General features: G+C 47.3%; 12 protein-coding genes. 5 read left to right on the top strand and 7 right to left on the bottom strand.

Annotated features, from left to right (window positions below; translation table 11 throughout):
• Positions 1-9: 9 nt before the first annotated feature.
• Positions 10-1,011, bottom strand: a complete 1,002-nt coding sequence (locus AB4Z30_RS10615; protein ID WP_441926007.1) for a Gfo/Idh/MocA family protein — start codon at positions 1,009-1,011, stop codon at positions 10-12.
• A gap of 228 nt (positions 1,012-1,239) precedes the next feature.
• On the opposite strand from AB4Z30_RS10615, the gene AB4Z30_RS10610 reads away from it, so the two are divergent.
• From AB4Z30_RS10610 to AB4Z30_RS10595, 4 genes are all read left to right on the top strand, one after another.
• A complete protein-coding gene (locus AB4Z30_RS10610; RefSeq protein WP_441926005.1) occupies positions 1,240-3,156 on the top strand; it encodes an AraC family transcriptional regulator in 1,917 nt (638 codons plus the stop codon).
• A 201-nt stretch (positions 3,157-3,357) separates the two neighbouring features.
• Complete coding sequence (locus AB4Z30_RS10605; RefSeq protein WP_441926003.1) at positions 3,358-4,329, top strand: FecCD family ABC transporter permease; 972 nt, start codon at positions 3,358-3,360, stop codon at positions 4,327-4,329.
• 14 nt (positions 4,330-4,343) lie between these two features.
• A complete protein-coding gene (locus AB4Z30_RS10600) occupies positions 4,344-5,387 on the top strand; it encodes a FecCD family ABC transporter permease (protein WP_441926608.1) in 1,044 nt (347 codons plus the stop codon).
• 323 nt (positions 5,388-5,710) lie between these two features.
• Positions 5,711-6,667 carry an ABC transporter substrate-binding protein gene (locus AB4Z30_RS10595; RefSeq protein WP_441926606.1) on the top strand — a complete coding sequence of 319 codons (957 nt, stop codon included), beginning with the start codon at positions 5,711-5,713 and terminating at the stop codon, positions 6,665-6,667.
• A gap of 209 nt (positions 6,668-6,876) precedes the next feature.
• Here the strand turns inward: AB4Z30_RS10595 and AB4Z30_RS10590 are convergent, their stop codons facing one another.
• The 5 genes from AB4Z30_RS10590 to AB4Z30_RS10570 all read right to left on the bottom strand — a co-directional run bounded on the left by AB4Z30_RS10590 (position 6,877) and on the right by AB4Z30_RS10570 (position 11,182).
• The gene (locus tag AB4Z30_RS10590) at positions 6,877-7,299 is read right to left on the bottom strand and encodes a macro domain-containing protein (protein WP_441926001.1); all 423 of its coding nucleotides are present in this window, start codon (positions 7,297-7,299) and stop codon (positions 6,877-6,879) included.
• A 161-nt stretch (positions 7,300-7,460) separates the two neighbouring features.
• On the bottom strand, positions 7,461-8,471 hold the full coding sequence (locus AB4Z30_RS10585; protein WP_441925999.1) for a TIGR02452 family protein: 1,011 nt from the start codon (positions 8,469-8,471) through the stop codon (positions 7,461-7,463).
• Complete coding sequence (locus tag AB4Z30_RS10580; RefSeq protein WP_441925997.1) at positions 8,464-8,949, bottom strand: NADAR family protein; 486 nt, start codon at positions 8,947-8,949, stop codon at positions 8,464-8,466. Before AB4Z30_RS10580 ends, AB4Z30_RS10585 begins: the two co-directional genes overlap by 8 nt.
• A 124-nt stretch (positions 8,950-9,073) precedes the next feature.
• The gene (locus AB4Z30_RS10575) at positions 9,074-9,988 is read right to left on the bottom strand and encodes an NUDIX hydrolase (protein ID WP_441925995.1); all 915 of its coding nucleotides are present in this window, start codon (positions 9,986-9,988) and stop codon (positions 9,074-9,076) included.
• Between the two features lie 219 nt (positions 9,989-10,207).
• Positions 10,208-11,182 (bottom strand): hypothetical protein, encoded by a 975-nt coding sequence (locus AB4Z30_RS10570; RefSeq protein WP_441926604.1) that lies wholly within the window; start codon positions 11,180-11,182, stop codon positions 10,208-10,210.
• A gap of 268 nt (positions 11,183-11,450) precedes the next feature.
• Between AB4Z30_RS10570 and AB4Z30_RS10565 the strand changes: the two genes are divergently transcribed.
• Positions 11,451-12,605, top strand: a complete 1,155-nt coding sequence (locus tag AB4Z30_RS10565; RefSeq protein ID WP_441925993.1) for a DUF418 domain-containing protein — start codon at positions 11,451-11,453, stop codon at positions 12,603-12,605.
• Positions 12,606-12,755: 150 nt separating this feature from the next.
• On the opposite strand, the gene AB4Z30_RS10560 is transcribed toward AB4Z30_RS10565, so the two are convergent.
• On the bottom strand, positions 12,756-14,345 hold the full coding sequence (locus AB4Z30_RS10560) for an ATP-binding protein (RefSeq protein ID WP_441925991.1): 1,590 nt from the start codon (positions 14,343-14,345) through the stop codon (positions 12,756-12,758).
• Between the last annotated feature and the right edge of the window lie 259 nt (positions 14,346-14,604).

The raw sequence follows: 14,604 nt of genomic DNA, 5'->3' as shown, positions 1-14,604 counted from the left end.
GCCGCGTTCTTACTCCGATCTGTAGCGCAATCCCCACTGCCGCCGAACCGTGTCCATCAACTTCATGATTTCCAGGGATTCGTCCAGTTTCATCGTATTACTCTCCGTGCGGCCTTGCAGGATGCAACGTCCCGCCTCTTCAGCTTCAAACGCATACCCGATACACGTCCGATCATCCACAAACTTCTCTGGCTCGTCCTGTCCATTCACATGTAAGTAGGCTTCTTTGCCTGCAAGGAAAAAAGGCAGACGAATTCGCCCTTCCGTGCCATATATGACAGCCTCATTGTTCAGATTCAAACGAATGGCACCGTTTAATGACGCCGAACGTCCCTCCGAATACGACAACAGTACGGAGAATTGCTCGTCCACACCGGTTTCCCCAATATGCGCTGTGCTCCATACATGCTGTGGCTGTTCACCAAAGATCATCGACGCGAAAGAGATCGGATACACCCCGGCATCCAGCAATGCACCACCGCCTAGATCGGGATTAAGTAGCCTTCCCTCCGGCTCCCAGCCAATGCGGAATCCAAAATCCGCATGCACCATCCGCACTTCACCAATGCGCCCTTCCGCAATCCACGCTCGTGCCTGGGCAACCGGCGGCAGGAATCGTGTCCACATGCCTTCCATTAGAAAAAGCTTCCGCTCTCGCGCCGTTTCCACCAATGGCTCCAGTTGACGAGAGTTCATCACAAAAGGTTTCTCACAAAGTACCGCTTTACCTGCTTCGAGGCAGGCCATCACATTTTCCTTATGTACCGGATGAGGGGTTGCCACATAGATGATATCCACCTCAGGGTCTCGCAGCAATTCATCATATGAAGCGTAAGCGCGTTCAAAACCATATTCGGCTGCAAACTTCTCTGCACTGCCTGCTGTTCGTGAACCGACCGCTACTTTCTCCGCATTCCCGGCATGTACCAGGTCCTTGGCAAACTGGGATGCAATCCATCCCGTGCCCATAATCCCCCACCGTACCTTATCCCGTCCCGCTGTCTGTGTCATCCGTACATCCTCCTACTACAAATTTGAGTGTTACAAGGTTCATGATTCAGACCAGCCAACATGGTATCTCTCTTATTTTACCAAAAAGAAACGTTTTCGTCAGAAAACCTGCTTCGCTTCACCACATTTCATTTCTGCAGCAGATTTGCTAAGATGATTTGGAGACAAGCCCTGAGCACATGCACCCTTTAGAAGAACTTATAGACCCCAATGAAAGGAAGGTACGCCATGATCACTGAGCCAAACCAAGGCCATAACCGCATACCTTCAGACGACAAGCTGACTATGCGCCCTCGTGGCGATGCTAATATAAATGCACAACAACTAACGACGGAGACTACTCTGAAAAAAATAAACACTGATACGTTGGCCGATATTCCTCGGTCCGTATCCAAGCCAACGAATGGTCTCGCTTCTAATCATGGCCCTACACGCTCGGCTAATGGCCCTATTAGCTTGGCTAATAACCCTACTCGCTCGGCACTTGCAACGTCTCGCGATGAACTTCAGCAGTTCCTGGGCCATGCTTTGGTTGAACTTCGACGGGCAGAACACATCAATACACACGGCCGCTTCCAATGGCAGACAGACGAGCTACCGCATCATACTCTCATTTATATGCATCGCTTCACGGGAACTCAGATTGTGGGTGCCGATCCAGCCCGCGTTGTTCGCAAAGCGGCTTGCTTGTACCCACCCGGAACCCGTCTGGAACTTGTATCGGATGCCGATCACGATACTGAGTTGTACATACTTGAATTTGATCTGTTTCGAGTGACAGAGAAAACAGAAGCGAAGCGCATCTATGAACGTGAACTTCATTTACCCGTTACCGGATGGATTCAAGGTCCCTTTTACGGCATACAACGAATGGCTGCCCAATTGACCGAACTCGCACATCCCGATAACGAAACAGCATCCCGTGAAATCAAAGCACAATTACTATTGACTGAACTGCTCTATATGCTCTGGCCTGAAAGCAATCCAACCCCTGTAGAGGAACAGGAGCAGGATGATCCCGAGTCTTGGCTAAAATCAACACTTCAATATATGCAGCAGCATTATATGTACGAGATCAAGCTGGATACACTCGCTGAACTGGCGGGCATGCATCCGTCGTATTACTCCCAGCTGTTCAAAAGCCGGATGCAAAAAAATCCGACTGAATATATTACTCATCTGCGCATGAATCGGGCCAAGGAAATGCTGATGACCTCGAATTTGCGCATTCGCGATATTGCGCGCGAGGTCGGTTACCGTGACGAATTTTACTTCAGCAGACGTTTTCGCAACTATGCGGGTTATGCCCCAACATCTTATGCCAAGCAGGTTCATCGCAACATCGTGTCCCTTTCTTATCCGTATACCGACCATTTGATGACGCTCGGCATCACCCCATGTGCTGCCCAGATACAAGGCCATCTGCCACATCTGCCTCAGTCGCTTAAGCTGCCTTTTCATGCGTATGAACCTTGGGAACAGGGACGGCAAGCTTTTCTGGATGTGAATCCCGACCTGATTCTGACCAAAGATAACGCTGCGGCCAGAGCGATGGAGCATATTGGAGATGTCGCTCCTATTATTACCGTCCCGTGGAACCAGACTGATATGTTCGGCCATTTGGAACGAATCGCTTCCATTGTAGATCGGACTCAGGCGGCAAAAGAATGGATGGATCGACACGAACGCAAAGCAGAGCGTGCACGTAAGAAGATCAGAGAACTGGCTGGCGATCTGACTATAGCTGTAGGTACGTTAACAGCCAAGGGCCCCCGAATGTACAGTCACCGTAACTTCGGCCATGTGTTCTACCGCACGTTACAACTCGCTGCACCTGAGCGAATTCAGGCTGAACTGCAAGGCAAAGCTCCCGGGATTGGCTTCAACTGGATGCCTTTTACACCCGGACAATGGGACGGTCTGGAAGCCGATGTACTTGTGCTTGCAACAGATAAACTGCATAACCGAGCAACACTGCTGCAAAAATTAAAGAATGATCCGTTATGGAACAGTCATCCCGCTGTTCGCAACGGACAGGTCCATCTTGTGGATTGGAACACTTGGGTTGTCTACGCCCCATATTCCATCAACATCCAGCTCGAGGAAGCGCTCTCGATGTTGACGAACAAGCCTGTACTTTTGTAATCTAAAAAATGTCCATTTCCTAAATCTTAATTTATGCCATGTACGGGCTTGGATTAAGATTTTATAATAATCACTAATTGATAATGATAATCAATAACAACGAAAGATGTTATTTGTTATAAAGGAGTGACCCGTATCCATCATCCGGGACTACCTCAGCGTCCGTCTCATGTTAAACGATCCGCAGTATCGGTTGGCCTGATGTTTCTATCCGCTATCGCGATTCTGCTGATCAGTATGTTTGTTGCCATCTCATTGGGGGCCAAGGGATTAACACTGGAAACGGTCTGGGCTGCCGTATTCCAATATAGCCCTTCCCTGACGTCTCATCAGATCATTCATGAATTGAGACTGCCACGAGTGCTGGCTGCCGCTGTCATTGGAGCCGCCTTTGCCGTAGCCGGGGCTTTGATGCAAGGTATTACTCGCAATCCGCTGGCAGACACCGGTATCCTCGGCATTAATGCCGGAGCAACATTTGTTGTGGCATTAAGCTTTGCCTTCTGGCCGGGATTACCGTACGGCTGGATTATGCTTTTGTCGTTTATAGGAGCGGTGCTCGGCACCGTGCTCATCTTCCTGCTTGGCATGGCGGCCCCCGGGGGCCTGAGCTCAATCAGGCTCACAGTGGCTGGTGCAGTGATTGCCGCTATGCTCGGTTCGCTGAGTACCGGGGTCGCCATTTATTTTGACCTGAGTCAGGATCTGGCCTTCTGGTACGCGGGTGGTTTTGGGGGTATTGAATGGCAGCACCTGAAACTGATCCTGCCGGTACTGCTGCTTACACTGTTGTTAACCATGCCGCTCGCACGGCGTGTCTCGCTCATGTCTCTGGGGGAAGAGGTCGCCATTAATCTCGGGATGAACCTGCGCTGGACTCGCTTTCTTGCCCTTGCTGCTGTCGTTGTGCTCGCGGGGGTGTCTGTCTCCGCTGTAGGTTCGATTGGATTTGTAGGGCTAGTGATTCCTCACATGTCTCGCAAGCTGGTGGGCGTAGATTATCGGCTGATCATTCCCATGTCATCCCTGCTCGGGGCAATTCTACTTGTGCTCGCTGATCTCGGTGCCCGAATTGTAAATCCGCCTCAGGAACTGGCCGTAGGCATCATGGTTGCTTTTGTCGGCGTACCGTTCTTCCTCTATCTGGCCCGCAAGGAAAGGAGGGCTCTGTAGTGATGAAACGGAGAATGAAATCCGTCGTCAGAATCCCTTTGGAGAAGTTCAATCCAACCTCTCGTGGCCAAAGGGCAATCATCGTCAGCATCGTTCTGCTCTGTCTCGCAACTCTGGTGATCCTCATCAGTCTGAACACAGGTACGGTTCGCGTATCTCCTCTGGCTGTTGTGCGGACCTTTTTGGGACAAGGAAGCGAACAGGATCAGATCATCCTGTTTGATTACCGCCTGCCCCGCATACTGGTTACCGTGCTTGCCGGGGCAGGGCTCGGAATTGCAGGCGCAACTCTGCAAGGCATTACACGCAATGCACTTGCAGACCCAGGGATTCTGGGCTTGCATGCCGGGGCAGCTTTTGGGCTAATGATTTTTGTCAGCCTGTCATTCAGCATGGATACTTCAGTAGCACTGTTGATTCCACTCTTTGCTTTTGCCGGTAGTGTGGCTGCTGCCCTGATCATCATGCTGCTGTCCTATGACAAAAACAGCGGTGTATCACCAATTAAACTTATTCTGGTTGGCATCGCTGTTGCCGCCGGGTTCCATGCACTCACGCTCTATCTGTCTCTGCGTCTGGACGAAGACACGTATTCCTTCGCTGCACGCTGGCTTGCAGGCAGTGTGTGGGGTCGTGACTGGGTTCATGTACAGGCTTTGCTTCCCTGGGTCGTGCTCTGTATCGCCTACATCTGGAGCCGTTCCAAAACCTTGGACGCCTTCCATCTAGGCGACGCTGCTGCCACCAGCATCGGCACACCTGTGCGTTCCCGGCGTATCCTGCTGTTGCTCTGTTCCGTAGCCTTGTCTGCGGTCAGTGTATCTATGGCTGGAGGTATCGGCTTCATCGGGCTGGCTGCCCCTCACCTGGCCCGCAGATTGGTTGGACCGATGCATCGGCACTTGATTCCGGCATCGGGGCTGATCGGCATGGTCATTCTGGTAGCTGCCGATACGGTGGGCCGGACGATATTTGCACCAAACGCCATTCCAGCGGGCGTTGTTGTCGCCGCGATTGGCGCACCTTATTTTTTATACCTGCTGGTACGAACCAAATGATTACAAAAATATCTATCCCAAGAATTTTGATCCATTCATTTAAGTTGAACTATTGATTTACACAATAACGGAGAGGACAGAAAAAACCTGGAAAAGCGGAGCGTTCGCCTAAAAGCTTTCTGAAAGAAAGCTACATCGGAAGCATACGCTTATCACCGGATTTTATCCTTGAGACAAAGGAATCAAAAAATCTGGGGATAACAGCGATTGTAAGGTTATTCTGTTATCGAAGTGTCCGTGTAAATGATCTTTAGTTCAACTTATATAGTTACATCAAAAAATCTATCCCATCCATGAGATGTTCAAGGAGAATGACAAACATGTTGAAAAAAAATCTAATGCTTTTGTTAACCATCAGTTTGGTGCTGGTACTCGCAGCCTGCGGTACAGCCAAAACGTCCACATCTGGCTCGGGGGATTCAAAAACCAATGCTGGCACAAGCACCTCGGCAGACCATTCGAACAACAACGCAGCTCCGGGTGAACCCCGTATTGCTTCCATGTCCATTCACCTGACCAATGATTTGCTTTCCCTCGGGATCACGCCTGTCGGTTCTGTCATCGGCGGGGAAGCGAAAGGTTTCCTGTCCCATGTGGCTGATCGCCTGAAAGATACGACACCACTCGGCCCGGTTAAAGATCCGGATATGGAAGCCCTGCTTGCTCTTAAACCGGATGTCATCTATCTGGATGAGGAGTTTTCCGGTAACGATGTGACCAAATTCGAAAAAATTGCGCCTGTACATGTGTTCAATCTGGACGATGGCACATGGCGGGATCACTTGAAAGAGATTGGCAAGCTGGTAAACCGCGAGAAGGAAGCGGAACAATATATTAAGGACTACGAGACCGAAACGAAGGAAGTCCAAGGGCTGATTCATGATCAGATCGGTGACGGCACCGTCATGGCGATTCGCGTGACCGCCAAGGAATTACGTGTATTCAGCACACGCCGTCCCATGGGCCCTATTTTGTACGATGATCTTGGTCTGACTCCAGCCAAAGGTATCAAAGAAATGGACACTTCCAAACCGTATCAGGTTGTATCACGTGAAATACTGCCTGATTATGATGCCGACGCGATCTTTGTCGTGGTTAACTCGGACGATGAAGCACAAACCATGTTCAAGGAACTGCAAAACAATCCGATCTGGCAGGGACTGAAAGCTGTTAAAGCAGGTCATGTCTACCCAATCGGAGCACAGCCTTGGCTTGATTATTCTTCCATTGGTAACAAAATGGCTATGGATGAAGCGAAAGAAATGTTTTCTAAAAAATAATCCCCGCTTCGCTTACGAGTAAAAACAACAAAAAACCTCGCTTCGGTAACGGAAGCGCGTTTGCAAGAGCACAGAGCGCATATTAATCATGCTCCAAGCTCAATGAATACAGGGATCAGACTTCGTAATCATCTTATCTCTGTATCTCGCGCGTTTCCTTACCCAGCTGAGGTTTTTTATTTTACATCCATCATAGCAAGCATAATCGCTCATACTGTACATACAACAATCTCGATATCCATCTCCGCAAATGTGTTCTGAATAATCACACTAACTTTCTCCCACTTCAATCTGTCCAGCCCGCAACCGATTCGAGGCATAGCCAGCCGAGTGATCCCCTGCGCTTTACAAACATCACGCATTGATTCTACCGCCTGGGTTAATGATAAATACGTAGGTTTATTCGAAAATTTGGCTTTGGTTACCAAGTTCAACGTTCTTCCAACCGGATAACATCGACCAATTTCGAGCGGCTCCAGCCTTACTTGCTCCTGAAGAGTCTGTAAATCAAACCGCTCTCTGAATTGTACCGCAATTCCTTTACCCATTCTCGCATCGGCGGATATGCAGTGTGCCAGTGCATAGTGATCCTCTAGTTCAAACAAATCCTGTTGTCGTTCATGAAACTGCATATTGGTTCCACCTTTCTCTTCCTTGCCAAATCGCATCTCACTATTGAAACTACAAACTTCTTGTTTATTTTGCCCTCTGCACATTAGGCGTTAAATAACGTCCGTTCTATTAAATGATGTCTACATAACATCTTGCTCTCCCACTTCCCCTGCTCAATTTATCAGAGTAAGCGCTTGAAAGTTTCCAACGTTCGCTGTCCTGCACTCCGGTCATAAATGGCAAATACGATGTGATCAAAGTAGTTCTTGTATCCTTCATCAACCAGTACATCATTAAAATACGCTGCCACCTGTGCCGGTTCATTCCGAAACACACCACAGCCAAAGGCGCCCAGTACGATGGTTCGATGACCTTGGGTAGCTGCAACCTCCAGCACGTATCGAATACGCTGCTTCATGACCAACCTGATCTCTTCATCCGTCGCTTCGTTCCGCTCTCTGACAACACCTGCATTTACTGCCGGAGCGGTGATAAATGAGGTTGTGTAATATTGATCCAGCAATCGGTCAACATCGTCCCTGATTACGGGAACCTCAGGAGAATAGATCATATGATCCGAATACAGGCAAGAACGCTGCTTACGGTTGTACTCATACATTTCTTGCATCTGGGCAATACATGGGTACAGTCCGGTTGCCCGCGCCAAGCTTTCCTCCTGAGCCTGACTTCCGCCGAGAAAACCACCGCCCGGATTTTTTGCGGATGCAAAATTCAGACAGACAACATCCGTTCTTCCTTCCTCCAGGGTCAGACGAGCTGCTGCTGCAAGTGTCGTTTCACTGGTTACTTCAATCCGAGCCGGGTTCCCTCGGGACGGTATTTTCTCGGTACCTTGTTGGTTCCCTGCCGAGCTTGCTTGCTCATCTATGCATACTCCTTTGCGTAGCTTCTCCCCTAGTAGAGAAAGCTCCGAAGGCCGATAGAGAACCGAATTCTGAATGGCCTGCTCCATATTTTCCTTAATATGAACTGCACGGTCATATCCGTTTACGTACAAGCCTTCTTCCAGAATCTCCAGCGTTTGATGCGCAATACGCGAACGTCCAGAACGCGAGTTAACGCCAGTACGATCTGCTGATGCGTTAGACTTACGAGACTCCTCGGTCTTACTATTTAAATTATTGTATTTGTTGTTTTTGTTGTAGTTGTTGTAGTTATCTACATTACTCATTGTAATCACTTCCTATTTCTTCTCTCAGACGAGTCAGTATCTCGCCAAGCCAGTTCGTTCCTCGCCATGTTTTTCGATTGCGAATACGCGGGTCTTCCTCCGCCAGTCCGACACCCCAGATACGATCATCCGGGCTCGCTTCCACGAGTGTTGTGCCACGGGTGGCGAGTAGAGCAGCCAGCAGATCTTCGTTCTGTGTAAACTTGGCCCGATTGCCTTCATAGACAATGCGCTGGCACTCGCTTTCCCATATCGTCTGGTTAAAACCTGCGACCTGTCGGCCCAGCTTTTTTTGCACCGAAGCCGAACGAGTCTTCATAATTTTGTCTGCATTATTCTGGTCGTTAAAGAGCAGCGCTTTCTGATGCATCATATATTGTTCTGCGCTCGTGTATTGAACCCCGTTCACCGTAAAATCAGCCAAAAACCACTGGGAAAACGGCGAAGCTGTCCGCCAGAAAAACGTAAACTTTTCCATCTCTATCACCTCTCATTCCTTCCCCAATAAAACTAGCACTTACTTACTTACTTACTTACTTACTTACTTACTTACTTACTTACTTACTTCTTGTAAATCAAATACTGACTCCTCCTGATCCCACCTACAGGGTCTCCCTATCCGGATTTAGGCGGTACAACCGGGACGGACGATGACCTGCACTACTTGCATACTCTCCCGTCTCGATCACCCAATCTGCCATTTTGCGCCGGAAAGCAGCTGCCAGCAGTTTTTTGCCACTAATAATCTCATAGACCTTCTGCAATGCCGTCAACGTAAATTTTTCAGGCATCAGATTAAACGCAATATCCGTATATTCAATTTTGGAGCGCAGTCGCTCTAGCGCATAATGAATAATTTTGGCGTGGTCGAATGCGATCCCTTGAACGTCCAGCAGTTCTACACTACCACTTCGCACACGTCCCTCTACCTTCTCCTTGGTCTCCACAATGGCCGATAATTGCTCCGTCTCATCTTCATTGCTCAAAATAAGCTGCAATCTGCGCTCTGTCACCCGGCCACGTTCATGAATATGACGTTTCTCTTCGATGAGTTTCTGCTCCACTCGAAACCAGCTTGCGTCGCTGGCATCATCACCCGCTTGAAGCTCCAGCTCACTACTGTCCACTAGGGCCATATAAGAGCAACTTATGACCCGTGTGCGCGGATCACGGCCTACATCTCCCCAGGTATACAGCTGTTCCAGATAGATATCGTCCAGTCCCGTCTCCGTCTGTAATTCCCGCCGGGCAGCATCCTCCAGTGATTCATCTATGGAGACAAATCCCCCTGGCAAAGCCCACTGCCCAAGGTAGGGGTGACCTCCCCTGCGAATCAGTAGCAAACCAAGTTCCGGTTCCGCCAGCTTACGGTAATTTTCCTGCTCTCCGCTTCGGATCGTAAATACGAGCATATCCACAGTAACCGAGGGACGTTCGTAATCTCCGGCATCATAGGTTTTTAGGAATTCTTCTTCGCTAATGTTGACTGGGTCAAGCGCTTTGTCTCCATGAGACATGATTCATGCACCTCATTCTGTTATTAACATTTTGTTATTAACAAATAGTTAATAACAATGTAGCACAACTGTAACGAGAAGGTCAAATCTTCAATAAAGTCAAAAAAGCCGCCGTCTTTGCTCTATACCTTCAGAGCAAGGACGACAGCTGAAACACTCATTTTCATATTACATAGATGGATATCTCAGTTTAGTTCTCAGAGGCCAACCCAATCTTTCTTAAAATACGCTATCTGGAACATAGTATATTTTCTGCCCATTCTGTTTGTTTCCAGGATCGGCCACAATCAGAAAATAAACGTTCCCGTTCTTGTTTTGCACACCCTCGATCTCATGTTTTCCGACATTCGTTATTTTCACAAGAGACTGATACGTGCCTGAACTTGAGATTTTAGCTATCTGAGGCGTATCTCCTTCTGCCCCACCAGATGTAAATATTTGAGTCTTACCCAGCAAGTCTACCCCTTGGAAAGATCCATTTGGCCGAATAATTCCGCTACCCGACTGTGTGAAACTGGAGACTGCTGCTTTAATTGCCGCAGGGCTATCCATGCGAACCTGCTTGTTCTGATCAAGCAACCTGTTTAATGCAGCCGTATCATACACAGACCAGACTACCTTATCAGTGTTGGACTTTCCGCCTTCCCTCGTCTGAATCCGGAACACGGTGTATTTACTATTGCCACCGCCATCAACTCGGTATGTCGTTCCCTGTTTCGTACCCTTTTTATTCGCATAGTTCATATAAGTAAACCGATGAAGATCGGTATAATCTACAGTTTTGCCAGCAGCATATTGAAGTCTCGCTACCTGAAGGGACCAGACATTTGTAGGTGCTACATCCGCTTTGGAACTAAAATAAAAATAGTTCGCTCCGTTGTACGTATACATATCCAGCGTCTGGCAATGCCCGCTGTTCGTAATCGTCATATGATCTACGTATTCGGCATTATTGCCTTTAATCAGTAGTCTGGATAGTTGACACGTCGTGTCTACACGTTGCGTTACGTATACGTACTTGTCTGCTATATAAGCTTTCTGCACAACTCGGTTAAATTTGAGTCCTTTTAGGTTATAGGCCAATTTGGCTGATGCATTTACAGTTTTTCCTGGAGAAGCTGCAAGAGCCGGGACAACGGACATCATAAATAGCATTACTGCCAGAAAAGTAGCTACGATCGATTTCCACTTCATCGTTGTAAGGTGGAGAAATTGTTTTTTAATCACACAGGTGCCTCCTTTTTCATTAAGAATGGAATACATCAGATATATTAGCTGGTCTCTGAGACTATACTGCATTCAATAGATAATACCATATTTTCCAGATTACGAAACATAAATTGTAAATCACGAAATGACCATTTACGCACAAACCTGATATCCTTTAAAATTTAATATTTCTTTTTAGTACATTTGTGTTATATTAATTTTAATTCATATGTACCAAAAAAAGGAGGACTTCATGAAACGAATTGCCCTACTCGACATTCTTCGGGGATTTGCGATTATTGGCACCTTGGGAACCAACATCTGGATTTTTGCTTACCTTGGTGATCTGAACCTGGTATTCGGAAATGCTCTTGAACCGTGGTGGAGTTCAGGAGATCGCCTGATGCAGACGATCATGCTCATCTTGGTGAATGGAAAATTTCTAGGTATGCTCACTTTGCTATTTGGAGCCGGCATGGAATTGAAACGCCAAAAAGCAGCTCGTGAAGGCTACGCATGGCCTGGTGTCTATATCTGGTCATGTGTACTTCTGCTACTAGACGGACTACTACATTACATCTTCGTGATGGAATATGACGTGTTAATGAGTTATGCCATTACAGGTATGATTGTATCCCTGATCATTCATCGCTCCAGGCGCTTTATGCTAACGATAATGGCGATTGCCGGAAGCATACATGTGATCGGCGTTACAGGAATTACAGCGTTGCTTGCGTTCGAATCCGGTTCATCCTTCAACGGGATGGATACCATTACACAGCTGTATGCTTCTGGAACGTGGTGGGAACAAGTCATGTTCCGGCTGAATAACTTTGTTTTTTTCCGTGCAGAATCGATTGCCATCATCCCGCTGAACGTCTTTCTCTTTCTGCTGGGGGCACTGCTTATGCGGACAGGAGTATTCTCCAACGATGATTCTGGACGTCATAAACGCCGTAAACTGATGATTGTCGGACTCGCGGCAGGCATTCCCCTAAATCTTCTGTTGCTCGTCCCCGGCGGGATTATGGATATTTGGGTACGTTATATCAGTGCGCCAGTGCTTACGCTTGGTTATATCGGAGTCATTGCTTATGGAGTGGAAAAAGGGGTACTTCCTACGCTGTTCAAGCGTTTCGGTGAGATTGGCAAGATGGCGCTAAGCTGTTACATTGTACAAAATATCATCACCTCAGTGCTTTTCTACGGATGGGGAATTGGCTTGGGCGGACGACCGTCTTCCCTTTTTATTTTGCTAATGTGGTTTGGCATCTGTCTGTTATTAATGCTTTTCTCGCACCTCTGGCTACGCAAATATTCACTCGGTCCAGTCGAATGGTTGTGGCGCAAGTTATCGATCTCCCCTTCTACCAGAGCAAGAGATACGTCACAAAATACGTCCGTATAAGTAGTCTAAACGCCAATAGGGGCTGTCCGGCTATCCATCGATGATTGATCATAACTAATGACCGATGGATAGCCGCAGGACAGCCCTTCTTTATTCCATATTGCTAATATCCCCAGCAAGTTTTATCCCCCCTTTTTGTGCTGGTCTGACCTATAACAATTCCATTTTATCCGTCTCCACAGGCAAGCATAACGTGAAAGTGGAACCTTCCCCCATTGCACTCTGAACGGTAATTCTACCGTTATGATCCTGAACAATTTTTTGACAAAGCGCAAGACCAAGCCCCGTGCCTTCCTCTTTTGTCGTAAAAAATGGGTTGAAAATCGCGGTTAGCGAACTCTCGGGAATACCGCTGCCCGTATCCGCTATCGAGATCAATGCCTTATCCCCTTCCTGCATCATATGGATATGTACCTCGCCGGGGTCTGACATCGCTTCAAATGCATTACGAATCAGATTGATTAGAACTTGTACAATTTTATCCCGATCCATGTTCACTAAAACCGACTCATCCTTTACATGGAGTGTAATCCGATGCCCTCTTGAGGCAGCGTCCGATTCGGTCAAAGACATGACGCGCTCCAGACAATGTGCCAGCTTTTCCGGTTTCATATGATGGACTTGTGGTTTGGAAAATTGCAGAAATTCCCCCGTTAAATCGGTGACTCTGGTGACCTCGCTCATAATCACTTCATACCACGGTGCAATATTGAAAGATTGCCCACGTGACAACTGCAAAAAACCCCGGATCGCGGTGAGTGGATTACGTATCTCATGTGCCATCCCCGCGGCAAGCTCACCTACAGCACGCAGTCTCTCGGAACGAAATACTTCCTCTTCATTTTTAATCCACTGGCTACGCTGCTGCTGGATCAACTGATCCTCCGCAATGGTCATGAATTGCTGCAAGGTTTGTGATGATCTCGGATAACGCGATATGCTATAACTTACTTGTAATCCCTGCAACTGATTCGACAGCAAGGAGGATATCCGTTCTTCGATATAGGGTATTTGCGGCAACACGATAGCGAATCGGTCACCTGCATACCGTGATATACCATAAGCTTCGGGAAACTGATTGGTGATCTTAGTTCCGATTCCCTTAATGACTGAACACCAAGGATCATCTGATCCTTTCTTGTATCCACTAAAATTATTGACATTCAAAAGAACTAAGAGGAAAGATCGTTCTTCCTCCAGCGTCCGATGAAGCACCTTCATGTATCCTTCATAATTTAGCAATCCCGTAAGCGGATCATGGAGGGTCAGAAATTGATTTTTTTTCCGAAGTTTCTGTTTCTCGGACTCACTGTTCATAAGGGTGTGGTATAGAACGATAACCACTACCGAGGTAAGAAGATCAAATAAAGACACCAGTAGAGTGTATGCATCCGTCGGCACGTAAGTCAGTCGAATGATCGTATACTGGAGCATGAGCAGCAGTGAAACCAGCAAGCTCTGTCTCATTTGCTGTTTGTTCTGAATCATTGAAATAATAAGCATATAATAGAGCAGATTACACCAGTTCAATTGACTGAAATAATGAAATGCGCCAAGGATTAACCATTGTATCATTCTTAAAAATGGATAACGTTGCTCTCCCCATATGCTCATGATCAGCAAAACACCTGTAAGCATCATCAAGACCGGATGCGCTGTTTGTCCCAATATGATTGAGGATACAATGACAAGCAGGCAACCTAGTGGGAATATCACCATCTTCATTGTGTAACTTAGCAAACAGCCTCGCCCCCTTAGACAAAAGTCACACTAACAAATATATTCACAAATATTATATCGATTATGATTAGCCGATGTTGTCGATTATTGGAAGCTGTTAAAATTCGCAAGGATGTATAATTTTCAAAAGCAATAGGACATATGAAGTGATTGAAATGAAAAAATGAACATATCGATATCTTCACTCTTATTCTGTATGGGATAATTCAATGTAAAATAATCAAAGCCAGCTCTCTAGGTATGAGGGCTGGCTTCTTTG

It is taken from the genome of Paenibacillus sp. 2TAF8 (assembly GCF_052114825.1).
Lineage (GTDB): Bacteria > Bacillota > Bacilli > Paenibacillales > Paenibacillaceae > Paenibacillus.
This window is presented reverse-complemented; position numbering and strand designations above follow the sequence as displayed.

Bases quoted from the DNA above. Each gene is read 5' to 3' on its own strand.
- AB4Z30_RS10615 (WP_441926007.1), bottom strand. From the start codon at position 1,011: ATGACACAGACAGCGGGACGGGATAAGGTACGGTGGGGGATTATGGGC.
- AB4Z30_RS10575 (WP_441925995.1), bottom strand. From the start codon at position 9,988: ATGTCTCATGGAGACAAAGCGCTTGACCCAGTCAACATTAGCGAAGAA.
- AB4Z30_RS10610 (WP_441926005.1), top strand. From the start codon at position 1,240: ATGATCACTGAGCCAAACCAAGGCCATAACCGCATACCTTCAGACGAC.
- AB4Z30_RS10565 (WP_441925993.1), top strand. From the start codon at position 11,451: ATGAAACGAATTGCCCTACTCGACATTCTTCGGGGATTTGCGATTATT.
- AB4Z30_RS10570 (WP_441926604.1), bottom strand. From the start codon at position 11,182: ATGAAGTGGAAATCGATCGTAGCTACTTTTCTGGCAGTAATGCTATTT.
- AB4Z30_RS10580 (WP_441925997.1), bottom strand. From the start codon at position 8,949: ATGGAAAAGTTTACGTTTTTCTGGCGGACAGCTTCGCCGTTTTCCCAG.
- AB4Z30_RS10590 (WP_441926001.1), bottom strand. From the start codon at position 7,299: ATGCAGTTTCATGAACGACAACAGGATTTGTTTGAACTAGAGGATCAC.
- AB4Z30_RS10605 (WP_441926003.1), top strand. From the start codon at position 3,358: ATGTTTCTATCCGCTATCGCGATTCTGCTGATCAGTATGTTTGTTGCC.
- AB4Z30_RS10600 (WP_441926608.1), top strand. From the start codon at position 4,344: ATGAAATCCGTCGTCAGAATCCCTTTGGAGAAGTTCAATCCAACCTCT.
- AB4Z30_RS10585 (WP_441925999.1), bottom strand. From the start codon at position 8,471: ATGAGTAATGTAGATAACTACAACAACTACAACAAAAACAACAAATAC.